Raw genomic sequence first — 22,990 nt, 5'->3', positions numbered from 1 at the left:
AGCCGGCACGGAAACTGCAGGTCAGCCCTTTGCGTCAAGGTAGACGGCACCGCCACCACGGGACTGGGCCGGAATGGAGTTCACTGCCTGAAGCTGCCGCAGGGTCGCCACCCGGCCAGCATCCAGTGGCCCCAACAGCCGCTGCTGTGCAGCGAGCAGCGACGCCGCACGTGTGCCAAGTTCGGCTGGAATGCTGCCCTGCAGAGGAGGCGCCCGCCAGAGCTGCGCGGTGCTACCGGCTCCAGGACGTGGTGTTTCCGGGGCACCGCTGCCCTGCCCAGATTCCACAAGCAGTTGTTCGGCGCGCCGGAGCTCGGTCTCTAGTTCATCCAGGGCATTGGTCCAGGCCGCCAGGTCCCTAGCCGAAGCCAAGGCTGCTCCCACTCATGGCGCCAGCTGACTCCCAGGCCGGGACTCCGCCGAGGCGTCCCGGCACAGAAGCCGTCGGCATCGAAGTGGTTGGCATGGCCTGCCCCGGAACTGTTGGTGGGGCAACGGTGACTACTGCCGCCTCGTGCCAGGTTTGCCGGAGTGGTTCCAACAGGGTGATGGCTTCGCGGGTCAGCGCCGGATCGTGACGGATGTTGGCGTTCATGAGTGCGGTGGACACGTAGTTGTAGAGTCCCAACAGCGCATCGGCCCCGTCCCAGACCTCAACGTTCAGCGAAGAGGTCAGTTCTGTGACAATGGCCTGGGCATGGAGCAGCTGTTCGGAGGCCGCGCCCCAGTCGGCGTTCTCCTGGGCAGTTTCAGCCCGGCCCAGATCCAGCAGAAGCCTGTCATAGAGCATGGTCAGCAGGCGGGCCGGTGAGGCGGAAAGGACCGATTCCGCCAGGTAGCGGGAGCGAAGTGCCGCGCCCTGATCGATGGGCGCACTGAAGAGGGTCATGAGGAGCTTCCTGACGAGAGTCCGGCTACCTGGGAGGACAGCCATGACGATTGTGAATTCATGTTGCTCATGGCCACCTCAAGGGCTGTATAGGTGCGCTGCAGTGATTCCTTGCGGGACGCCAGACGCAGGTCCCAGTCCAGGATTCGCTGGCCCAGGTCCTTGACCTGGCTCTGCTGGCCCGTGATGGCGGTGGTCAACGAACCGTCGTATTTATCGGACGCAGCCGTCGCAGCTGTAGCAATCCGCGCGGCGAGCTCCTGCACGCGGGCGCCAACGCCCAGGGGATCAGCCGCCATGGCAGCGGAGAACTTCTTTTCGTCAAACTCCATGGTCCCGGAACGGGTGATGCTGATGCCTATTTCCGACGGCGAGCGCGGCGGGGTGCCAAGAGGCATGGACGCCGCCGAGAGGATCCGCTGATTGACCTCGCGGACGCTGCTCTCGCCGGTGAAGATGCCACCACTGACGCTGGTGCCGGAGGTATTGACGGCGCTACGGCTGGAAATCAGGGTCAGGATGTCATTGACCCCTGCCACCAGGTCCGACGCTGATTTGGTGGCTTTCGCGTCATCCCGCGCAACGGCCATGGTGACGGGTGCTGTCGGAATGCCATTGAGGGTTACTGCCACGCCGGGCAGCAGGTCGGCAAAGGTGTTGGTGGCTGAGGTGATGCTCTGCTCAGCTGCGGAACCCGCCCACAGCGTCAGTTCGGCGTCCTGCGCAGCCTTGGCGGTGCTGAAGGTCGCGGCCGTACCGGACACCGCGAAGCTGGCGGCAGCGCCAGAGGTGGCCGCCGTTAGTTGGAGCCGGTACTGGCCGTCTCCCACGGCGATTTTGGTGGCCCGCACACCAGAGTCTGCGGCGTTAACGGCCCGGACGACGTCCTCAAGGGACGTGGTCTCCGGCGTGACGGTGACGGATTTACCACCGGCAGTAATGGTCAGGGAGGAGTCAGGCCATGCGGTCAGGGGCCCCGAGACAGAGACTTGGGTCTGGGCCAGTTTTGTCACGGAGAAGTCAATGGTGCCGGCGCTTGCGCCGGCGGAGACGATCGCGGTGACCTTGTCCGATCCCGTGCTGACGGCGAGTGGACTCATGGCATCCGGTTTGGCCAGAGCCGTGGCCTGGGTGGCCAGCGCGGCTACCTTGGTGTTCAGCCCCTGCAGTGCGGAGATAAAGGACTGGATACCTGCGGACTTGGTCTTCATCTGCGTCTGCGGAATGGCTTCCACCTGCAGGAGCGAGTTGATCAGGGCAGTGGTGTCCAGGCCGCTGGAAAGACCGTCCAGTGTGATTCCCACGGTGGCTGCTCCTTAGCTGGTGAGGAAATTGGAATGGCAGAAACAGGGAACCGGGCGGTGGAGATTCCACCACCCGGTTCCCTTGTTCCTCTTCAAGGCTCATTCAGGTACTTCGCCGCTGGGGCGTTGGGGCCTAACGGAGGAGCTGAAGAACGCCCTGGCTGGACTGGTTGGCCTGGGCCAGCATGGCCGTACCTGCCTGGGAGAGGATGTTGTTCTTGGTGAACTTCACCATTTCCTCAGCCATGTCCGTGTCGCGGATGCGGGAGTTTGCAGCCGTCAGGTTCTCCTTGGAGACCTGCAGGTTGCGGACAACGCTCTCGAAGCGGTTCTGGCTTGCACCAAGGTCAGCGCGGGCGGTGGAGACTGCGGTGATCTGAGTATCGGTCGCCGTGATAGCCAATGCCGCGTTGGCCGCGTTGTCGAAAGTCAGGGCCTTGACCGCAGTGGCGATTGCGCCGACATCTGTCAGGTTCACAGCAATCTGGTTATCTGCACTGCCGTTTGCGCCGATCTGGAAGGACATCGGGGTCCCAGCAGCTGCGGTGTTCAACAGCTTGGTGCCGTTGAACTCTGCGGACGTAGAAATACGCGTCAGCTCATCGCCCAGTGCCGTGACTTCGGTCTGGATGGCAGTGCGTGAATCAGCGTTGTTCGAGTCGTTACCGGCCTGGACAGCCAGGTCACGCACGCGCTGCAGGATGGTCTGGACTTCGCTCAGGGAGCCTTCAGCGGTCTGGATGACGCTGATGCCGTCCTGGGCGTTACGGGCTGCAACGCCCATGCCGTTGGCCTGTGACTTCAGGCCCTCGGAGATTGCCAGGCCTGCTGCGTCGTCGCCGGCGCGGTTGATCCGCATGCCGCTGGAAAGCTTCTCCAGTGACTTGGACAGATCGTTCTGCGTGTTGTTCAGGGTGCGGTACGTGTTGTTCGCCGCGAGGTTGGTGTTGATCTGCATTCCCATGGTGTTTTCCTCCGTGAGTTGGGACTGGTGCGAGGGTCCATCCGTGGTCCCTCAGGAATAGTTATCGCCCCCCGGAAGCCAGGCGTAAGGAAAAAGGCAAAGAATAATTCTGGACGCTCCACCGGGTTTCAGGAGGCACGTCCCACTCCTGCGAAACCACCTAACGAAGCCTTATGCCGTGCCGATAGTTCGACGTGAACCCAGCTGCCCGCGCGTCAAGCCCAGGCATCCGCTCCCCTTACGCACCATTAAAGGAACTGTCGCGCATATGGCCATCCACGAACTCTCAGCCCTGCTGTGGCGGGAACGTGAACTCCTGGACGTTCTTACCTTCAAGCTTGAAGAAGAACAGCTCCTCCTGACCTCCGGCAAATCCCAGTGGCTGCCCCACGGAACCAAGGAAGTGGAGCAGGTCCTGGACCGCCTGTCCCAGGCCAGCCTTGCACGCACAGTCGAGGCAGCAGCTGTTGCCGAGTCCTGGGGGTTACCGTCCGACGCCGGCCTGAACCAGCTGGCCGAAGCCGCACCGGAAGGGCCCTGGGCTGAGATCCTCAGGGCCCACCTGAGTGCACTCTCCGGCCAGGCTGCCCTGATCAAGGAGCTGCGCGATTCCAACGAACAGTTCCTGCGGGCAGCTGTCCGGTCCACCCAGGAAACCCTGGCAGACATGCGCCCGGCAACTGGCACCTACGATTCCCACGGCAAAACCGATTCCAGCGGCAGCTCGCAGCTGTTCGACAGGCAGTTCTGAGGATTCCATGAGCACTTTCGGCGCACTCAACACAGCCTTCCGCGGCCTGACCGCAGCCCAGCAGGGAATTGCCGTGGCTGGCAACAACATAGCCAACGCCACCACAGCCGGCTACACCCGTCAGCGCGTGGAACAGTCCTCGCTAACGGCTCCCCTGCAGGGGCTCTTCAGTGGCGGCAGCCCGGCTGTGGGCGAAGGCGTCTCCGTGGACCGGATCAACCGCCTGGGCAACAGCTTCCTGGACTCCGGCGTCCGCACGGCCACGTCACAGTCAGGTTTCACCACCGCCCGCGCGCAGTCGCTGCGTGGCCTGGAAAACATCCTGCAGGAACCCGGCACCAATAGCATCTCCTCGGGGCTGCAGTCCTACTGGGCCGCCTGGCAGGGCGCCGCGAACAAACCTGGTGAGCCAGCAGCCGCTGCAGTTCTGCTGGCAGCGGGCAATTCCCTTGCCACAACCATCAACACAGCCCAGGCAGCCGTAGCCGGGCAATGGTCAGACACCCGCAGCCAGGCCGAAGCGACAGTGGCCACCATCAACAGCACAGCCGCGCAGGTAGCCGAATCGAACGCCGCCATCAGATCCGTCCGCAATGCTGGCGGCTCAGCCAATGAACTCATTGATGCCCGGTCCATCCTGACCGAAACGCTTTCCCGCCTCTCTGGCGGAACGGTCAAGGAACTCCCCGACGGCACCATCAACGTATTTGTTGACGGCAACGCCCTGGTCAGTGGCACCTCGGCGCGATCCTTGGCACTGGCCGGCCCATCATCACTGGCGCTCTCCGACGCACCTGTCCAGCTCGAATGGGCAGACCGTCCGGGTACGCCGGTCGCCGGCGGCGGACAACTAGCGGGCATCCTTTCTGTCCTGGCACCCCCGGCAGATGGTTCCGGCGGTGCGTTGGCGGAAGCGTCGGCGTCGTATGCCAGTTTTGCCCAGAACCTCGCCACGCAGGTCAACACGGTGCACAGGACGGGGCAGTCGGCCACCGGCGCAAGTACTGGCGCGTTCTTTGCTATCGCCGCAAACGGTACCCTGTCCGTTATCCCCAAGGATGTTTCGGGGATCGCCGTGGGACGGCCCGGCAGCGGCACCCTGGACGGCAGTATCGCAGATGCCATTGCGCAGCTCGGCGTGGGTAAAGGCTCCCCCGACGCCGCATGGCAGGGCGTTGTCGCTGGGATCGGAGTCAGCGCCAAAACAGCCCTGCAACAGGACGCGCTGTCCTCGGCCGCCTGGGTCTCGGCTGCTGCCTCCCGGGACGCGCAATCGTCCGTCAGCCTGGACGAGGAGAACATCAGCCTCCTCAGCAACCAGCATGCCTACCAGGCAGCCGCGCGCGTCATGACTGCCGTGGACGAGGCACTCGACGTGCTCATCAACCGCACCGGACTGGTAGGAAGATAACCATGATCAACCGGGTAACCAACCTGACAATGACCACAGCTGCCCAGCGAGGCCTCCAGGAGCACCAGGCGCGGCTGGCAGAAGCACAGGACCGTGCCACGTCCCTGGACAAGATAAGCCGGCCGTCCGATGACCCTGCCGCCATGGCCAGCGCCCTCCAGACCCGGAGCCTGCAGGCCGCCGCGGCCCAGTACGGCCGGAACATCGACGACGCCACCGCGTGGGTAACACTTGGCGATTCCGCCATGGAACAGGCCACCAACGCCCTGAACAAAGTCCGGGACCTGACATTCCAGGGCGGCAACGGGTCCCTGAGCCCCGCCGCACGGGACGCCCTCGCCGGGGAGATCGAATCCCTCAATGCCGAGTTGTTGCAGGTGGCGAACTCCACGTTTTCCGGGCGTAACCTCTTTGCCGGCAGCTCGGACGCTGCAGGTGCCTTCAGCCCGGGGAATCCCCCCACCTTCAACGGTGTGGCAGGAAGCTCAGTGGAACGGCGCATTGGTGCCGAAGGTACCGTACGCGTGGACCTGGACGGAGCGGCCATCTTCGGCGAAGGCGCTAACTCAACCTTCGCGCTGCTGAGCGGCATCACCGCTGCCCTCAGGTCCGGGGCGGCTGTTTCCGGCCAGGTAGCGGCAGTGGACGCCAAAATTTCGGGGGCAATAGCAGCCCGTGCCGATCTGGGTACCCGACAGGCCAGGCTGGAGAAAGTCGCAGGAACGAACAAAGAACTGGAGAGCCACTTGGAAAACCAGCGCACTGGGCTTGAAAAGGAAGATTTGGGGGCAATGATCCTCAACCTCAAACTCCAGGAGAACAACTACCAGGCCGCCCTGGCAGCCACTGCCAAGGTTCTGCAGCCGAGCCTGATGGACTTCCTCCGATGAGCATGTCCACCCAGGTGGCTGGCAGCGTCACCTTTACTGCCCCGATGCCCGGCCTGGAAGCCCTGACGGACTTCACCCTGCGCCCCATCCCGGATGCCCAGGGGCTCTACTCACTTGAGGGCAGCGGCTCTTTTACCATCAGGCTCTTCCTGGCGGACGCCGCGCTCTTTGTCCCGGGCTACGCCCCGCCGTTCACCAGGGGTACCCTGTCAGACCTGGAGCTGGACAGCGTCCAGTCGGGCCAGGTCCTGGTGGTGGTCAATCCCACCGAGGCCGGGACCACCGTCAACCTGATGGCTCCGGTGGTGCTGAATCCACGTACTGGCGCCTGCACGCAGGTGGTCCTTGACGGCCGCGAGTTTCCCTTGCGGCACCGGTTGGTCTGAGGCTGACTCAGCCTTCGCAGTCCAGGCAGTACTTCATTCCGTTGCGTTCCTTGGCAACCTGGGACCGGTGGCGGACCAGGAAGCAGGACGCACAGGTGAACTCGTCCGCCTGCTCGGCAACAATCGTCACTGTCAGCTCTTCGCCGGACAGATCAGCACCGGGCAGATCGATCCCTTCAGCAGTGTCGGTTTCCTCGACGTCAATGAGCGCTGTCTGGGTCCCCATGCTGCGGGCAGCCTGGAGTTCCGCCGGGGCATCAGCTGTAGCTGAGCCGTCCTGGGCCTTGCGTGGTGCGTCGTAATCAGTAGCCATGGTGGAGTCCACTTTCGTTGCTGCGCGGCGCCATCTCAGGCGCCTGAGTGAAGGAGTCTAGGGTATAAAAGGCCTGGTATGTGCCAAGTGTGGTGAACCAGACATTCCCTCGCTCCCGCACCACTCAGGGGGCACCGACAACGGCCGCCGTAGCCTCGGCGATGGCGCGTTCCTCGTCGGTAGGAATCACCAGTACCGGAATCGCGGACGACAGTGTGGAAATCACCCTGGCCTCCTTGGAACGGACGCCATTGAGTTCGGCGTCGAGCCTGATGCCCAGGGCACCGAGGCGCTCCACCACCAGGGCCCTGAACTGGGATGAGTTCTCACCGATCCCCGCAGTGAAGACCACCGCCCTGGCGCCGCCCACAGCCACGTGATAGCCGCCAATGTACTTGGCCAGACGGTAGGAGGCCACAGCAAGTGCCATTGCCGCCCGGGGGTTACCGGCCTCGGCCTGTTCCACTACGGAGCGCATGTCGTTGTCTCCCGCGAGGCCTTTGAGGCCCGATTCCCTGTTCAGCAGCGTGTCGATGTCCTCCACCGACCAGCCCGCGCGGGACAGGAAGACCAGGATCGAGGGATCCAGATCGCCGGACCGGGTCCCCATGACCAGGCCCTCCAACGGGGTAAAGCCCATTGAGGTATCAACCGAGAGCCCACCCTGGATCGCAGCAACCGACGCCCCGTTGCCCAGGTGGGCAATGACGCCGTCGAACTCCCCCACGGGAATCTGGAGCAGGGCCGCGGCCTGCTGCGTGACGTAGGCGTGCGATGTCCCATGGAAGCCATACCGACGGATCCCATGATTTGTGTAGAGGGAATCCGGGATGGCGTACCGCCAGGCATATTCAGGGAGCGTGCGGTGGAAAGCAGTATCAAAGACAGCCACCTGGGGAAGATCCGGCCACTTCTTTGCAATGGCCCGGATCCCCAGGACGCTGGCAGGGTTGTGCAGCGGAGCCAACGGGTTGAGCCGCTCAATAGCCCTGGTGATCTCACTGGTGATCAGGACAGGCTCGCCGAACCGCTCACCACCGTGCACCACACGATGCCCCACGGCCTCCAGCCGCACGCCGCCCAACTCGGCGGTGATCGCCGCATCCACCAGTTCCAGCGCTTCAGCGTGGTCCTTTGGCCCCAGCACCTCGCCATCACCGCCTCCACCGTTGCCCACCCCGATTTTCTCGACCAGGCCCTCCAGGAGGACTTTTTCCGCCGTGACATCACGTACCTGGTACTTGAGGGACGATGAGCCGGAGTTGATAACGAGCACAAGCATGATGGCCTCCTGGGACGTTGTGCCGGGGGTCGGCAGTGGTATTCGGAAATGGTTTGTGTGCCTGTGGGGCGGTTCAGCCCCGCATGGCTAGCCGACGGCCTGCGCCTGGATGGCCGTGATGGCCACAGTGTTCACAATGTCCTCCACCGTGCAACCACGGGACAGGTCGTTGACCGGCCGGTTGAGCCCCTGCAGGACGGGCCCGACGGCGACAGCACCGGAGGACTGCTGCACCGCCTTATAGGTGTTGTTGCCGGTGTTCAGGTCGGGGAAGATGAACACGCTCGCCTGCCCGGCAACTGTGGAACCCGGCATCTTGGACTCTGCAATGGCGGCGTCCACGGCCGCGTCGTACTGAATGGGACCCTCCACCGCCAGGTCGGGACGGCGTTGCCTGACCAGGGCCGTTGCCTCCCGCACCTGGTCCACCGCGGAGCCCGCGCCGGATCCGCCAGTGGAGTAGGAGAGCATGGCAACGCGCGGATCCACGCCGAACTGCTCAGCAGTTTCCGCAGAAGCCAGCGCAATATCGGCAAGCTGTTCCACGTTGGGCTCCGGATTCACAGCGCAGTCGCCATAGACCAGCACACGGTCCGGCATGAGCATCAGGAACACGGAGGAGACTATTTTGACTCCCGGCCGGGTCTTGATGAATTCCAGCGAGGGCCTGATGGTGTGCGCCGTTGTGTGGGCAGCACCGGAGACCATGCCATCCACCACGCCCAAGTGCACCATCATGGTGCCGAAGTAACTCTCGTCCTGCATGGTTTCCAGGGCCTTGGTCAGGTCGACGCCCTTGTGGGCGCGCAGCTGCGCGTACTCTTTCGCAAACTCCTGCCGGTGCACGGAGGTCATGGGGTCCACAATGGTGATCCCGGTCAGGTCCACGCCTGCGCCCGCAGCCAGTTCGCGCACCTCTGACTCGCGGCCCAATACCGTGAGGTCACAGACGTCGCGCCTGCGCAGGATCTCCGCCGCACGAAGAATCCGCAGGTCCCGCCCTTCCGGGAGCACAATGTGCTTGCGCTGGGAACGGGCACGTTCAATGAGTTCATGCAGGAACCGCAGGGGTGTCATCCGCTCGGGACGGGGAATCTGCAGGCGCTCCAGCAGTTCGTCCTCGTCCACCCGGTTGGCCCACAGGCCCAGGGCGGACGCCACCTTCCGCCGGTGCCCGGACCAGATTTCGCTGCGGACCTCGGAAACTTCCCGAGCAGTGGTGTACGTGTCATGAGGGGCCGTAAAAACGGGAAATGGGGCCTGCGCCAACAGCGAATACATATTTGCTTCAGGGGCCAGCCCACCTGTCAGGATCAGGCCGGACGGCACCGGAAACTCTGGCGAGAAGGAAGACGCCAGGCACGCCACCATCACATCGGCGCGGTCGCCCGGGGCGATCACCAAAGCGCCGTCGTCCAGGACATGCAGGAAGTTGGCCACGTTCATGGCGGCCACCTTGATGGAGCGCACGTCCCGTTCCATGTCCTGGCGGCCAGCCACCTGCCGGATGTGCAGGGCGTTGGCAACCTCGCCGATGGTGGGCCGGGCAATCTCATCAAGTTCCGGCAGGACGTAGACGGGCCGGCCGGACGCTCCAGGCTTGACCTCAGCCACCAGCTCCGCCACGATCTCCGGATCGGCGCGGTTGACCATCACGGCCAGCAGCGAGCAGCGTTCCGCAATGAGCTCCTTGCGGGCAACCTCGACGGCATTGGCCGCCTCGGCGATTGTCCTGCCCTTGGCACCCACTACCGCAAGGACCGGAATGGAGAGGTTGTTGGCCAGCCGTGCGTTGAGCTCGAACTCCATGGCAGAGTCCTGGCCGGTGAGGTCGGTGCCCTCCACAATGACAATGTCGCAGTGCCGGGAAATCTCCGCGAAGATCTCCACGCACCGAGCGTCAATGTCAGCGCGCTTCCCCTCGGCCAACAGCCCGCGCGCCTCCGTAAACGTCATTCCACCGCGGCACTGGTCATCGCTGAGGTCAAAGCGGGATTTCATCAGGGCCACCATGGGATCCCCGGAACCATCCGCGCCGTGCACCAGGGGTTTGAAGAAACCGATTCGGTCCGCGTGCCTGTGTAGCGTGTCGGCAAGCCCCAGGGCCACCAGGGACTTGCCTGATCCGGGGGTGGTTGCGCTGACGTAAATTCCTTTAGCCATGATCCGCTTTCTCTGGGAACACCCTGCTTTTGCCTTCCACATATCCTGTCACCTCTTGACAGCAGGACTCCACATGGGATTACCTAATGAACGGTCGGTAAATAAAGATGGAGGCAAAGACGCATGGCTGAAACGGCGCATCCTGGCGCGCATTCCATCCTTGAACATGACCATGCCTCGGCATGGCTTGGCATCAGCGTCCTGTCAGTGGGTGAGGGCAAGGCCACACTCCAGATGACGCTCCGCAAGGAAATGCTCAACGGATTTGGCATGGCCCACGGCGGCATGGTGTTCGCTTTTGCCGATTCTGCCTTTGCCTTGGCGTGCAATCCGGCCACCGGAAGCGCCGAGACAATCACCGTGGCATCCGGAGTGGACATCAACTTCCTCCGTCCAGCCTTTGAACACCAGCTACTCACCGCCGTAGCGCAACGCCGTTCCTCCGCTGGCCGCAGCGGCATCTACGACATCGAGATTTTTGCCGCCGATCCAGGCGCTCCCCTGCCGGGTGCACTCATTGCAGAGTTCCGCGGCCGCAGCAGGACCATCCCCAGGAAGAAGGACACACCATGACCGTCCCCACCACGCAGGCCGGCACGCCAGCTTCCATCCTGGACACCCCCGGCCTTGATCCGGAGGAAACAATGTCCCGGGACGAGCTGGAGGTCCTTCAGCTGCGCAGGCTCCAGCACACAGTTGCCTACGCGTACGATCGGGTGCCCCTGTACCGGCGTAAATACGACGATGCCGGAATCCACCCCAATGACCTGCGTGAGCTTTCCGACCTGGGCAACTTTCCCTTCACCACCAAAGAAGACCTGCGCGCCGAATACCCCTTTGGAATGTTCGCTGTGCCCCAGAACGAGGTGGCCCGGATTCACGCCAGCTCCGGCACCACAGGCCGGCCAACGGTGGTCGGATACACCCAACAGGACCTGGCCGACTGGGCCAAGCTCGTGGCCCGGTGCTTCCGCGCCTCAGGCATCCGGCCCGGCATGAAGGTCCACAACGCCTATGGTTACGGCCTGTTCACGGGCGGCCTGGGTGCCCATGCCGGGGCCGAAGCCCTGGGCTGCACGGTCATTCCGATGTCCGGTGGACAAACGGAGCGCCAGATCCAACTCATCCAGGACTTCCAGCCAGATGCCATCCTGGCCACGCCCACCTACCTCCTCACCATCGCCGACGCCATGACGCACATGGGCATCGACCCGACGTCGACGTCCCTGAAGTACGCGGTCCTCGGTGCCGAACCATGGACGCAGGAAATGCGGCATGAACTTGAAGTGACAATGAACATCAAGGCCTGCGACATCTATGGCCTCTCCGAGGTCATGGGGCCCGGCGTCGCCGGCGAGAGCGTTGAAACCCAGGATGGCAGCCACATCTGGGAGGATCATTTCCGGCCAGAAATCATTGACCCCTTCAATCCTTTGGCTGGCAAGGAAAATGTCCTCGGTGATGGCGAGCACGGCGAGCTGGTCTTCACGTCCCTGACCAAAGAGGCACTGCCCATCATCAGGTACCGCACCAAAGACCTCACCCGGCTGCTGCCCGGCACCGCCAGGCCCGCTCATCGCCGCATGGGACGGATCACCGGCCGCAGCGATGACATGATCATCCTGCGCGGAGTGAACATGTTCCCCTCCCAGATCGAAGAAATCGCGCTCCGCATCCCTGAACTCAGCCCGCATTTCCAGCTGGAGCTCACCAGGCCCGAGGGGCAGCGGATGGACCAGCTCACCGTGCGGATTGAACGCCGCGAGAGTGTCACCCTCGAACTGGGAGCCACCGCAGGCCACAGCCTGCGCGAACAGATCAAGATCCATGTGGGTTCCTCCTGCACAGTGGACGTGGTGGACCCTGGCACCCTGGCTCGTTCGAACGGGAAGCTGCGCCGCATCTACGACCTCCGCTCGGGATCCTGAGGGCAGCACCCCTGGGGATGGAACCCAGCGCATCACAGTCTTGCCGCACGTCACGATATTGATACACTGTGGACCATGACAGCAGAGCATCCCCCGGCAGCCAGCGGCGAGCGCACCATCGAGGAGAGCATCCGGACGGACTTTCGCGAGGCGCTCTCCTATGGCCGGTACCTGGACCTGGACCGCGTCCTAGCCGCCCAGCATCCACTGAGCAGGCCAGAACACCACGATGAAATGCTCTTCATCATCCAGCACCAGACCAGTGAGCTGTGGCTCAAACTGATGCTCCATGAACTGCGCGAATCCCGCCGGCTCATGGACGCGGACGATCTGGGGAAGGCCCTCAAATGCCTGGCCCGGGTCAAGGCCATCCAGCGGACCATGACCGAGCAGTGGTCAGTCCTGGGTACCCTCACGCCACGTGAATATGCGCAGTTCAGGGGAGCCCTGGGAAATTCGTCCGGCTTCCAGTCGTACCAGTACCGTGCCGTTGAATTTATTCTGGGCAACAAGAACCGCGGCATGCTCAAAGTATTCTCGAGTGAACCCCAGGCTCAGGAGATGCTGTCCACGCTCCTGGATGAACCCACTGTCTACGACTCCTTCCTGCACACCCTGGCCCGCGCCGGCTATAACGTTCCGCAGGACATCCTGGGCCGCGATGTCACCCAGGCCTGGACCTACCGCGCTGATTTGGTCCCCGTGTTCAAAGATATCTACGAATCGGCCGACGCTCCCTGGGGTTTTTACGAGGCCTGCGAGGATCTGGTGGACCTGGAGGACAACTTCCAGGCCTGGCGCTTCCGCCACCTGCGGACCGTCCAGCGGACCATCGGCTTCAAAACAGGCACAGGCGGCTCAACAGGCGTCGACTTCCTCAAGCGCGCCCTGGACCTCACCTTCTTCCCCGAGCTCTACGCCGTCCGCACACTGATCGGCACCTAACCAATGTCCCGCTTTTCGAAAGGCACCAGATGACTTCCACCGACCAGGCTCCCACTGGCGCGCAGGCCCTGCCGTCCGCCGTCGACCTTGATGCAACAGACCCGTTGGGGCACTTTCGCGAGCTTTTCCTCGAACCCGAAGGCACCGACGTCGTCGCCTACCTGGACGGGAATTCGCTGGGGCGGCCACTGGCAGCAACCAGGCAGCGCCTGGCGGAGTTCATCAACACCGAGTGGGGCAACCGCCTGATCCGCAGCTGGGATGAGCGTTGGATGGACCTCCCCATGACCCTTGGCGACAGGCTCGGAGCTGCAGTCCTGGGCGCAGGCGCCGGCCAGGTGATTGTGGCGGATTCAACGTCGGTGATGCTCTACAAACTCCTCCGCGCCGCCCTGGCAGCGCGCCCGGAACGAAACCAGATCATCATTGACCGCGGAAATTTCCCCACGGACCGCTTTATTGTGGAGGGGATCGCTGCCGAGCGTGGCGCCACCATCACCTGGATTGACGACGCCAGCCGCGGGCATATCAGCGTTGCTGACGTTGCCGCGGCACTGGGCCCAGAAACCGCAGTTGTGCTCCTGAGCCACGTGGAATTCCGGACAGGCTACATGGCTGACGCTCCGGCCATCACAGCCGCCGTGCATGATGCCGGCGCGCTCATGCTGTGGGACCTCAGCCACTCCGCGGGGTCCGTCCCCGTCGCCCTGGACGCCTGGGGTGCGGACCTGGCTGTTGGATGCTGCTACAAATACCTCAACGGCGGCCCCGGCGCACCAGCGTTCGGCTACGTCCGCGCGGACCTCCAGAACCAGATCCAGCAACCGATCTGGGGGTGGATGGGTGCCGATGAGCCGTTCGCGATGAACGATGCCTACGCCCCCGCCACCAACGTCCGCAGGTTCATCACCGGCACGCCGTCCATCCTTGCCATGCAGCCGCTCCTGCACATGCTCGAACTCATTGAGCAGGCCGGCATGGACGCCATCCGCGCCAAGTCCATCCTGCTCACCGAACGCGCCGTGGCGCTGGCGGACATCCACCTTTCGCCCCTGGGCGTGAGCCTGGCCAGCCCCCGTGACAGCTCCGAGCGAGGATCCCACATCATGCTCGACCACCCGCAATTCCGCGACGTCACTGCCGCTCTGTGGGAACGCGGCGTGATCCCGGATTTCCGCCCACCATCAGGCCTCCGGGTGGGCCTCGCCCCGCTGAGCACCAGTTTTGCCGAACTCGACGCCGGCATCCAGGCCATCCGCGAGGCGCTCCTGGAACTTGGGTGAGCGCCGTCCATGACGATATGGTCTCCCGCCCCGGGAGTGCCGTGTCGTTGCTGCGGACAGTGGTGGGCCTGTACATGCGCGACGCCGGCGGCTGGCTGCCCACCGCCGTCCTGATGGGAGCCCTGGCCACCCTGGAGGTGCCAGCCGCGCAGGCCCGCACCGCCATCAGCCGGGTCAAGCAGCGGGGCCTTCTGGTGGCAGAACAGCACGACGGCGGTCCCGGATTCGCACTGGCCCCCGGGGCTGCCGCGATGCTATCGCGGGGGGACGGCCGGATCCGGCAGCCACGAAGCATGTCCGCTGGCGACCCATGGTGCCTGATTTCCTTCTCCATACCGGAATCTGAACGTGGGCGCCGCCATCAGCTCAGGCGCCAATTGCAGTGGATCGGCTGCGGAACTGTGGACCCCGGACTGTGGATCTGCCCGGATTTCCTGCGCCCGGACGTGGAGCAGATCCTGGCCGATCTGGACCTGCGTGAACAGGCAGTCCTTTTCACGACCAGCCAACCCCACCCGGGCGTACCACTGCGCGAGCTGGTAGCGAGCTGGTGGGACCTGCCTGCCCTGGCGCAGTTGCACACCGATTTCCTGGAACAGAACACGGCGGTGGCCGGAGCCGCCGTCGGGCCCTCCGCAGAGACGTTTGCGCAGTTCGTCAGGTGTCTCGATACTTGGCGGCCCATCCCCTACCTCGACCCGGGCCTGCCGGCAGACGTACTGCCTGCAGGGTGGCCCGGCGCCAGCAGCGCGGGGCTCTTCCTGGCCCTCCGCGAGAGCCACGCAGAGCCAGCGGCAACATACTTCCGCCAACTCAGCGCCATGGTTGCCGGCGCGGGCCATGCTCCAGCCAACCAATCGTTCGTGAGAAACTAGCGTCTATGCCCACTGCAGCGAGCACCAAACGAGGCCGGCCCGGTTATGACCAACAGTCAGTGCTGCGCATTGCCGTGGATGTCTTCAATAGGCACGGCTACGATGCCACATCCATGGGCATCCTGGCCGAGAACCTCGGCATTTCGAAGTCGGCCATCTACCACCACGTCCCGTCCAAGGGTGATCTGCTGAAACTGGCGCTGGACCATGCGCTCGGCGGCCTGGAGTCGATCCTCGAACAGCCTGCAGCGACAGCAGGGGCGGCGGATGCCAGGCTGGAATTTGTGCTGCGCCAGACCATCGCTGTCCTGGTGGACCGGCTGCCTTTTGTCACACTGCTGCTGCGGCTGCGGGGCAACACGGACATTGAGCGGGACGCACTGGTGCGCCGCCGCGCCTTTGACCACACGGTGGCGGAATTGGTTTCCGCGGCAGGCGTCGAGGGCAGCCTGCGTCAGGACATTGATCCCCGCACCGTCACGCGGCTTCTTTTCGGCACCATCAACTCAATTGTCGAGTGGTACAAACCTGGCGGGTCCCTGACCCCTGAAAAGTTGGCCAACGACGTCATTGCAATGACGTTTGATGGCCTCCACGCAGAGCGCCCACCCAAGTAGGTAGCGCCAAGTAGGTAGCGCCAAGCGTCGTTTTGAGCCCTCAGAACGACGCTTGGCGCTCCTCAGTCTGGCTATTTTTCGACGAGGGTCAGGACGTCGTAGGTTGCCACGATCTCATCGTCCTGGTTGGTCACCAGCGCATCCCAGGCGACTTCCCCGTATTCGTCGGTTTCGCGAGGAGTGATTTTCTTCGCCGTGAGGGTTACCCGAATGGAATCCCCCGCCGCGACGGGCGTGATGAAGCGCAGGTTTTCCAAACCGTAGTTCGCCAGGACCGGGCCGGGCAGCGGCTCCACAAACAGCCCGGCGGCCCAGCTCAGCAGCAAATATCCGTGCGCCACAATGCCGGGGAAGAAAGGGTTGGCCGCCGCAGCAACCGCATTGGTGTGGGCATAGAAGGTATCCCCGGTGGACTCGGCAAACGCCGTAATGTCCGCAAGGGTGACCTGCCGGAGTTCAGAACGGATGGCATCGCCAATGCGCAGCGTCCCGAGGGACTTCCGGAATGGGTGCACGGACTCGGTGTCCAGGGTGAAGTTCCTGTCAGAGCCCGCGTGCCAAACACCCGTGACGGCCGTCAGCAGGTTCGGCGAGCCCTGGATCGCCGTGCGCTGCATGTGGTGCAGCACCGAGCGGATTCCGCCAAGCTCTTCGCCGCCGCCAGCACGGCCGGGTCCGCCGTGGACCAGATGTGGGACGGGAGCACCGTGCCCTGTTGAGCTGCGGGCCGTCTCACGGTTGAGCATGTGCACCCGGCCGTGGTGCGCGGCGATCCCGGTCACCAGCTCGCGGGCCACCTCCGGATCGTTGGTGCAGACAGTAGCCACGAGCGAACCACCACCGCGGGCTGCAAGGCGGACTGCGTCGGTCAGGTCCCTGTATCCCAGCACCGAGGCCACTGGTCCAAAAGCCTCAAGGGTATGGACGGTGTCTGCGTCCGCGTCCTCCCAGCTCAGGAGCACAGGAGCCATAAACGCACCCTTCTCCACCACTTCGGTAGTGCCGTTTGACGTGGTGACCGACGGCGCATCGAGGCTTCCGTAAGCAAGCTCGCCACCAGCGTCGAGCATGGACTGCACGGCGGCACGTACGTCCTTGAGCTGCTCCAGGGATGCCAAAGCGCCCATGGTGACGCCTTCTGCCCGCGGATCCCCCAGGGCCACCCGCTGTTCTACACGCTGCCCGACGGCGGCAATCACGGCCCCCACCAGCTCCTGCGGGACTATGGCACGGCGAATCGCAGTGCACTTCTGGCCAGCCTTGACGGTGATCTCGGTGACCACCGACTTGATGAAGGCATCAAATTCGGGGGTGCCCTCCACCGCGTCAGAACCCAGGATGGCTGCGTTGAGCGAGTCGGTCTCAGAGGTGAAGCGCACGCCTCCCGCCACCACGTTGGGATGGCCCTTGAGGGACTGTGCCGTGGAAGCCGAGCCAGTGAAGGCAACTAGGTCGCGGTAGTCCAAGACGTCCAGCAGGCCGCGGACGGAGCCGGAAATGAGCTGCAGCGCACCCTTGGGCAGAATGTTGGATTCGATGATGGCCTTGACGACCGCGGCGGCCAGATACCCCGTGGGCGTGGCCGGCTTGACGACGCTGGGAACCCCGGCAAGGAACGCCGGCGCAAGCTTTTCGAGCATGCCCCACACCGGAAAGTTGAAGGCGTTGATCTGCACGGCGACGCCGGGGATGCGGGTGTAGATGTGTTCCCCGGCAAAGGATCCATCACGCGAAAGGACCTCCATGGGCCCGTCCACCACAACCTGGGCATTGGGCAGTTCACGCCGGCCCTTGGAGCCAAAGGTGAACAGCACACCAATGCCGCCATCTATGTCCACCATGGAGTCCACGGCCGTGGCGCCCGTCTGGGCAGAGAGCTCGTAGAAATACTCGCGGCGGGCATTGAGGTACTGCGCCAGTTCCTTGAGCATCAGCGCTCGTTGGTGGAACGTGAGTTTCCCCAGTCCTTCCTGGCCCACGGTGCGGCCATATGTCACGACGTCGGCCAGGTCCAGCCCGTCAGTGCTGACGCGAGCCAGGATCCTTCCGGTGCTCGCATCACGGACCGGGACGCCCTCTGCCGAACCGGGCGCGGGGGTCCACCACGCATCCCGGACAAAGCTGGGGACTGTCTGGACGGTATCGGCGGGCGCATCCGGGCGGGTAGCTGTGGTTGTCATCGTTGACGGATCCTTCCAAAGCGGGACAGCGCAGGCCAGGCATTACTGACCAAACGTTCGGTAATAATTCCAGATTACAGCACTGCACGTCCGTCCACACCCCCTTCCCCCTACGAAGGACAGCACCCGCCGGTCCGGCCTGGAGGACTAGCAGCCTCATCCAGGTACCGGGTCACCACCGAATCCGGTGCCGCAGAAGGACCGGGACCAGGCCCCTCGATACCCACCTCCCACCGGACTGTGGGCCACGTCAGGGTCCTTCAGTTTCCTCACTGGGTAGAGGCTGGATCAGCCTGTCAATCTGGTGCAATTCCTCTTCGCTCAGGCCGTTCCGACGAAGAAAATCAGAGGTACCAAGGGCACGTACGAACTCTAGGACAGCGGTGCCGCGCGCTCGCAGTTCCGCCGCGAGCTCGATCTCCGTCAGGTGCCGCTCATGTGAATGCGGCACACCGTGCGTGCCGTAACGCTCATTGATCCGACGCATGGAACGCTGGTACCCAGCAACAATTTGTGCATCAGAATCGCCGGCCAGGTCCTGGAGCATCGCCCCGATCATTCCGCTGCGGTCACGCCCGGCGGCACAGTGGAACACCACGGCTCCCCGGGCTTCGGCGATTGCGCGGAACACGGCGACCAACCGTTGCGGAAAAATGCGGGCATTGTCCGGGTACAGCGCAGGGTGGTTCAGGTAGGGAACACAGAGCCGATCAAATTCCGCGTTCCCACCCTCCTCAGTAGGGACGGAGAGAATGTTGAACTTCGCCAGCACGACGTCGGCCACGTCGGGGTCCGTTGAACGTCGCCCCGTTTCGTCAGGGTTCCGGAGGTCGATCACCGTACGGACGCCGTCCTCGTATGCCTGCTGCCACCCCTGTGCGGTAAGCCATTCCCGGCGCCCCATCCGGAAAATCCTGCCCTTCACACGCCAGGCGTTGACGGCACCGTCCCACTCCGGGGAATCTGCAGGTAGCGGCACATTTCCGCTCCCCGGCTCAGTTGCGGCGGGCAAGCCGGTACTCCAGACCATTGCGAACCGCCGGCCATTCATGGGCCAGGATGGAAAATACCACTGTGTCGCGCAGGGCCCCGTCCGCGCTGCGGGAATGGCTTCGCAGAATACCGTCCTGCCGGGCTCCGAGCCGGGCAATAGCAGCACGTGATTGATGGTTCATCCAGTGCGTGCAGAATTCCACCGCCACACATCCAAGGACCTCAAACGCATGTGCCAGCAAAAGGAGCTTGGACTCCGGGTTGGTTCCGGTACCGTGCGCGGACGCAGCGTTCCAGGTGGAGCCGATCTCGGCGCGTGGAAGCTCTCGGTCGATGTTCATGTAGGTGGTCATGCCGATGATACGTCCAGCAGCACCCGTCTCAGGATCGCGGAGCCTGGTGGTGAAGGGAACCATGGATCCCTGATCCTGCAGGTTCAGGCGACGCGTGACTTCAGCGGCCATGGCGTCCGGCCCGGGCACCGAGGTGTACCAGAGGTTCCACAGTTCGCCATCGCTGGCCGCATCCACCAAACCGTCCAGGTGGGCCATGCTGAGGGGCTCAAGAATCACTGAGCGACCGGCCAGTGTCACGGGTTCAAAGGTACTCACTGCACCAGCTTAGGGGCTCCACGCTAGGATGCTGCAGGAGCCCACTGGCCTTGCGTGCCGTGCTGGTGTTCCTCCGACGACTCCGCCAACAGCACGGGCACCAGCGAAAGGAATCCATGAGCAATCCGCCGGCCCTCTCCAGAAGGCTGGGCACAGTGGATGCGACAGTGATTGGGCTCGGTTCCATGATTGGCGCGGGGGTCTTCGCAGCGTTTACCCCGGCCGCCGCGGCGGCTGGATCTGGCCTGCTGGTTGGCCTCGTTATTGCCGCTGCCCTCGCTTTCTGCAATGCGACATCGTCCGCGCAGTTGGCTGCCATGTACCCGACCTCCGGTGGGACCTACGCCTATGGCCGCGAACGCCTTGGTCCATGGCCCGGCTTCCTGGCCGGATGCGGCTTTGTGATCGGCAAGAGTGCTAGCGCTGCGGCCATGGCCATGACGTTTGCGGCCTACGCGGCCCCCACAGGCTGGGAACGGCCCGTCGCCATCGCAGCCGTCCTCCTCCTGGCAGCCGTGAACTACCACGGAGTGACACGGACAGCACGGCTGACCCGGATCATTGTCACCCTGGTGCTGGCGGCCCTCGCCATCGGGGTCTTCGCAGCATGGGGCGGGGCACACACGCATCCCGACAGCACTGTAGGCCTCGGTGGCAGCATTCTGGGTGCCGGTCTCCTGGCCTCGGGCTGGCATGGGGTCCTGCAGTCTGCCGGCCTGCTGTTTTTTGCCTTCGCCGGCTACGCCAGGATTGCCACCATGGGCGAGGAGGTCCGCAACCCAAAGCGCACCATTGCCCGGGCCATCGGCATTGCCCTGGGCCTAACCGTCGTGATCTATGCGGTCATCGCAGTCACCTTGTTGGCTACCATCGGGACCAACGCCATCGCCACGCAGCCCACTCCCCTGGTCTTCGCAGTCCAGTCTGGAAGCATGGCATGGGCAGTGCCTGTGGTCCAGGCTGGTGCGGCACTTGCTGCCCTGGGCGCACTGCTTGCGCTGATCGCGGGGCTGGGCCGGACCAGCCTCGCCATGGCACGTGAACACGACCTCCCGCACTGGCTTTCCGCTGTCCATCCGCGTTACCAGGTGCCCCACCGGGCAGAGATAACGCTGGCGGCTGTGATCTGCGTGATCATCGCCGTCGCGGACCTGCGCGGCGCCATCGGATTTTCCTCGTTTGGCGTGCTCATCTACTACCTGATCGCCAACGCAGCCGCATTTACGCAACCAGCTCCCGACCGACGCTACCCAAAAGTACTGCAGGTTCTCGGCGCCCTGGCATGCGTAGCACTGATCGCCACCCTGCCGGCGTCGTCAATTCTTGCTGGCGTTGTGATGTTCATGGCCGGTACTGTCCTGCGACTCCTGGCGCACCGACGGCCGTCCTAACGGCTCAAGCGAGGGAGAGGAAAAGCTTCTCCAGCTCCTTCTTGTCCATCGTTTCGTCCTTGCGGACAATGCACTGCTCCAAGCTGGTAGCAATGATGGCAAATCCGGCACGATCAAGGGCCTTCGAGACGGCTGCAAGCTGGGTGACGATGTCTTTGCAGTCTTTCCCCTCCTCCAGCATGCGCGTGACAGCGGCAAGCTGGCCCTGGGCACGTTTGAGCCGGTTTACCACCGGGGTCAGTTCTGTTGGATCAAGTTGCATGGCATCTCCACATCACGGGTTGAATCATGATTCTATACCCCCAGGGGTTTGTTGCATACCCCCGGGGGTATCTGTAATACTCGGTGGGGTATCCATGACCAACTCCCGACAGGACATCAATGATTCCCCCCACACCATCACCAGCTGACACATTTATCCGACCAGGCGTCACAGCACTCGCACCCCAGACCCTGAAATCCTGGATAGCAGAACACCAGGACCTCATGGTTATCGACGTCAGGTCCGCAGCGGAGTTTGAATCCATGCACATCAGGGGTTCCTACAACATCCCGCTGCCACTGCTCTCCGAACACTCCGACGAGCTGGCTGCACGGCTGGGTAACAGGGTGGTCCTGGTCTGTCAGTCAGGTGCACGGGCAGAACAGGCCCGTCAGCGCCTGGGAGCTGTTGGCATTGGCGCTGCCTACGTCCTGACCGGCGGAGTCCCGGGATTTGCGGCAACGGGTGGGGCCGTTGTCCAGGGGAAGAACCGCTGGGACCTGGAGCGCCAGGTGCGCCTTGCAGCCGGCTCCCTAGTGACTGTGGGACTCGTGGGAGGCAAGTTCGTCTCGCCGAAAATCAGGACCCTGGCCGGGGCAATCGGGGTGGGCCTGACATTCTCGGCAGCAACCAATACCTGCGCCATGGGCAAGGCACTCTCCGCCATGCCGTGGAACAGGGCCGCCCGGGAACCAACCCGCGAGAGCGCCATCCTTGACCTGCCTACTCCCGGCGCAGGGCCGGCACCGAAACGATGATTGCCGCCCTGTCGCTCGGACTCTTCGTCGGGATTGTCCTTGGCGTTGTGGGTGGCGGCGGGTCGATCATCGCGGTTCCCGCCCTGGTTTACGGTGTGGGGCTGAGCCCAGCCGAGGCCATTCCCACGTCATTGCTGGTGGTGGGTGCCTCGTCCCTGGCGGCGCTCTTGCCCCGCTTCCGCGCTGGGATCAACTGGCCAGTTGTTCTCATTGTCGGGGCCGCAGGGATCCCGGCAGCCTGGGCGGGCGCTGGGGTGGGCAGACTCCTCAACCCCGAGATTCTCCTCCTCGCTTTCGCGGCCATCATGGTCCTTGCCGGGATCAGGATGCTGGGCCGGACCAGGGAAAGCGAAGGACCGTGTAGTACCGGCGAAACCCGGGCATTCCGAACCTGCGCGCCAAAAGCTGCCAGCGTCGGACTCCTGGTGGGTTTCCTCACTGGCCTGTTGGGAGTCGGGGGCGGATTCCTCCTGACCCCCGCACTGACGATCATCCTTGGGCTACGCATGAAACAGGCCGTCGGTTCCTCCCTGGCCATCATTGTCATCAACTCAGCAGCAGGGTTCAGTGCGCACGCAGCCGGTTTCACCATCAACTGGCCCACGGTCCTGGCTTTTGCCATTCCGGCCATTCTCGGTTCCCTGGTAGCGGCCCGCTTTGCCACCGGGCTCAAGGACAGGCATATCCGGGTGTCGTTTGCGATATTGATCTTCGCCGTTGCTGCGTGGGTCACGGCCAGCACCCTCCTTGCCTGAGTAATCCAGGGGACCACATGTCGCCGGATCCACGTACCA

24 protein-coding genes are annotated in these 22,990 nt (G+C 63.7%); 13 read left to right on the top strand and 11 right to left on the bottom strand.

Annotated features, from left to right (window positions below):
* Positions 1–21: 21 nt before the first annotated feature.
* The 4 genes from QMG79_RS02050 to QMG79_RS02035 form a co-directional block, all read right to left on the bottom strand.
* Complete coding sequence (locus tag QMG79_RS02050; protein ID WP_283536902.1) at positions 22–372, bottom strand: hypothetical protein; 351 nt, start codon at positions 370–372, stop codon at positions 22–24.
* Positions 359–889, bottom strand: a complete 531-nt coding sequence (gene fliS / locus QMG79_RS02045; protein ID WP_283536901.1) for a flagellar export chaperone FliS — start codon at positions 887–889, stop codon at positions 359–361. The genes QMG79_RS02050 and fliS overlap by 14 nt, the downstream gene beginning before the upstream one ends.
* Positions 886–2,193 (bottom strand): flagellar filament capping protein FliD, encoded by a 1,308-nt coding sequence (gene fliD / locus QMG79_RS02040; protein WP_283536900.1) that lies wholly within the window; start codon positions 2,191–2,193, stop codon positions 886–888. Before fliD ends, fliS begins: the two co-directional genes overlap by 4 nt.
* 133 nt (positions 2,194–2,326) lie before the next feature.
* Complete coding sequence (locus QMG79_RS02035) at positions 2,327–3,157, bottom strand: flagellin N-terminal helical domain-containing protein (RefSeq protein ID WP_283536899.1); 831 nt, start codon at positions 3,155–3,157, stop codon at positions 2,327–2,329.
* 268 nt (positions 3,158–3,425) lie between these two features.
* Here QMG79_RS02035 and QMG79_RS02030 point away from each other — a divergent pair, with 268 nt between their 5' ends.
* Genes QMG79_RS02030 through QMG79_RS02015 form a run of 4 tightly spaced genes read left to right on the top strand, consistent with a single transcriptional unit; the run spans position 3,426 to position 6,595 of the window.
* The gene (locus tag QMG79_RS02030) at positions 3,426–3,908 is read left to right on the top strand and encodes a flagellar protein FlgN (RefSeq protein ID WP_283536898.1); all 483 of its coding nucleotides are present in this window, start codon (positions 3,426–3,428) and stop codon (positions 3,906–3,908) included.
* A gap of 7 nt (positions 3,909–3,915) precedes the next feature.
* Positions 3,916–5,319, top strand: coding sequence for a flagellar hook-associated protein FlgK (flgK, locus tag QMG79_RS02025; protein ID WP_283536897.1), 1,404 nt, complete (start codon positions 3,916–3,918; stop codon positions 5,317–5,319).
* Positions 5,320–5,321: 2 nt separating this feature from the next.
* Positions 5,322–6,209, top strand: a complete 888-nt coding sequence (gene flgL / locus QMG79_RS02020) for a flagellar hook-associated protein FlgL (protein WP_283536896.1) — start codon at positions 5,322–5,324, stop codon at positions 6,207–6,209.
* The gene (locus QMG79_RS02015; protein ID WP_283536895.1) at positions 6,206–6,595 is read left to right on the top strand and encodes a flagellar assembly protein FliW; all 390 of its coding nucleotides are present in this window, start codon (positions 6,206–6,208) and stop codon (positions 6,593–6,595) included. Before flgL ends, QMG79_RS02015 begins: the two co-directional genes overlap by 4 nt.
* A gap of 7 nt (positions 6,596–6,602) precedes the next feature.
* Here the strand turns inward: QMG79_RS02015 and QMG79_RS02010 are convergent, their stop codons facing one another.
* The 3 genes from QMG79_RS02010 to pta form a co-directional block, all read right to left on the bottom strand.
* Positions 6,603–6,908 (bottom strand): DUF4193 domain-containing protein, encoded by a 306-nt coding sequence (locus tag QMG79_RS02010; RefSeq protein ID WP_283536894.1) that lies wholly within the window; start codon positions 6,906–6,908, stop codon positions 6,603–6,605.
* Positions 6,909–7,032: 124 nt separating this feature from the next.
* The gene (locus QMG79_RS02005; protein ID WP_283536893.1) at positions 7,033–8,190 is read right to left on the bottom strand and encodes an acetate kinase; all 1,158 of its coding nucleotides are present in this window, start codon (positions 8,188–8,190) and stop codon (positions 7,033–7,035) included.
* 87 nt (positions 8,191–8,277) lie between these two features.
* A complete protein-coding gene (gene pta, locus QMG79_RS02000; RefSeq protein WP_283536892.1) occupies positions 8,278–10,353 on the bottom strand; it encodes a phosphate acetyltransferase in 2,076 nt (691 codons plus the stop codon).
* A 123-nt stretch (positions 10,354–10,476) separates the two neighbouring features.
* Here pta and paaI point away from each other — a divergent pair, with 123 nt between their 5' ends.
* The 6 genes from paaI to QMG79_RS01970 all read left to right on the top strand — a co-directional run bounded on the left by paaI (position 10,477) and on the right by QMG79_RS01970 (position 16,001).
* A complete protein-coding gene (paaI, locus tag QMG79_RS01995; RefSeq protein WP_283536891.1) occupies positions 10,477–10,926 on the top strand; it encodes a hydroxyphenylacetyl-CoA thioesterase PaaI in 450 nt (149 codons plus the stop codon).
* Positions 10,923–12,281: a phenylacetate--CoA ligase PaaK gene (gene paaK / locus QMG79_RS01990; RefSeq protein ID WP_283536890.1), complete on the top strand. Its 1,359-nt coding sequence runs from the start codon at positions 10,923–10,925 to the stop codon at positions 12,279–12,281. Before paaI ends, paaK begins: the two co-directional genes overlap by 4 nt.
* A 75-nt stretch (positions 12,282–12,356) precedes the next feature.
* Positions 12,357–13,226, top strand: a complete 870-nt coding sequence (locus QMG79_RS01985) for a tryptophan 2,3-dioxygenase (RefSeq protein ID WP_283536889.1) — start codon at positions 12,357–12,359, stop codon at positions 13,224–13,226.
* A 29-nt stretch (positions 13,227–13,255) separates the two neighbouring features.
* Complete coding sequence (kynU, locus tag QMG79_RS01980) at positions 13,256–14,509, top strand: kynureninase (RefSeq protein ID WP_283536888.1); 1,254 nt, start codon at positions 13,256–13,258, stop codon at positions 14,507–14,509.
* The gene (locus QMG79_RS01975) at positions 14,506–15,384 is read left to right on the top strand and encodes a PaaX family transcriptional regulator (protein ID WP_283536886.1); all 879 of its coding nucleotides are present in this window, start codon (positions 14,506–14,508) and stop codon (positions 15,382–15,384) included. The genes kynU and QMG79_RS01975 overlap by 4 nt, the downstream gene beginning before the upstream one ends.
* Before the next feature lie 5 nt (positions 15,385–15,389).
* Positions 15,390–16,001 carry a TetR/AcrR family transcriptional regulator gene (locus QMG79_RS01970; protein ID WP_283536885.1) on the top strand — a complete coding sequence of 204 codons (612 nt, stop codon included), beginning with the start codon at positions 15,390–15,392 and terminating at the stop codon, positions 15,999–16,001.
* 71 nt (positions 16,002–16,072) lie between these two features.
* Here the strand turns inward: QMG79_RS01970 and paaZ are convergent, their stop codons facing one another.
* The 3 genes from paaZ to QMG79_RS01955 form a co-directional block, all read right to left on the bottom strand.
* Positions 16,073–18,181, bottom strand: coding sequence for a phenylacetic acid degradation bifunctional protein PaaZ (gene paaZ, locus QMG79_RS01965; protein ID WP_283536884.1), 2,109 nt, complete (start codon positions 18,179–18,181; stop codon positions 16,073–16,075).
* A 250-nt stretch (positions 18,182–18,431) separates the two neighbouring features.
* Entirely contained in the window at positions 18,432–19,193 is a 762-nt protein-coding gene (locus QMG79_RS01960; RefSeq protein ID WP_283536883.1) for a tyrosine-protein phosphatase, read from the bottom strand.
* Positions 19,177–19,785: a GNAT family N-acetyltransferase gene (locus tag QMG79_RS01955; RefSeq protein WP_283536882.1), complete on the bottom strand. Its 609-nt coding sequence runs from the start codon at positions 19,783–19,785 to the stop codon at positions 19,177–19,179. Before QMG79_RS01955 ends, QMG79_RS01960 begins: the two co-directional genes overlap by 17 nt.
* Before the next feature lie 116 nt (positions 19,786–19,901).
* On the opposite strand from QMG79_RS01955, the gene QMG79_RS01950 reads away from it, so the two are divergent.
* Positions 19,902–21,176, top strand: a complete 1,275-nt coding sequence (locus QMG79_RS01950) for an APC family permease (protein ID WP_283536881.1) — start codon at positions 19,902–19,904, stop codon at positions 21,174–21,176.
* 4 nt (positions 21,177–21,180) lie between these two features.
* On the opposite strand, the gene QMG79_RS01945 is transcribed toward QMG79_RS01950, so the two are convergent.
* Positions 21,181–21,438 carry a metal-sensitive transcriptional regulator gene (locus QMG79_RS01945; RefSeq protein WP_283536880.1) on the bottom strand — a complete coding sequence of 86 codons (258 nt, stop codon included), beginning with the start codon at positions 21,436–21,438 and terminating at the stop codon, positions 21,181–21,183.
* A gap of 119 nt (positions 21,439–21,557) precedes the next feature.
* On the opposite strand from QMG79_RS01945, the gene QMG79_RS01940 reads away from it, so the two are divergent.
* A complete protein-coding gene (locus QMG79_RS01940) occupies positions 21,558–22,196 on the top strand; it encodes a rhodanese-like domain-containing protein (RefSeq protein WP_283536879.1) in 639 nt (212 codons plus the stop codon).
* Positions 22,193–22,951, top strand: coding sequence for a sulfite exporter TauE/SafE family protein (locus QMG79_RS01935; RefSeq protein WP_283536878.1), 759 nt, complete (start codon positions 22,193–22,195; stop codon positions 22,949–22,951). Before QMG79_RS01940 ends, QMG79_RS01935 begins: the two co-directional genes overlap by 4 nt.
* The last annotated feature ends 39 nt before the right edge of the window (positions 22,952–22,990 follow it).

It is taken from the genome of Pseudarthrobacter sp. PS3-L1, assembly GCF_030063285.1.
Classification (GTDB): Bacteria; Actinomycetota; Actinomycetes; order Actinomycetales; family Micrococcaceae; genus Arthrobacter.
Note: the sequence above shows the minus strand (reverse complement) of the source record. Positions and strands in the feature narration are given on the sequence as shown.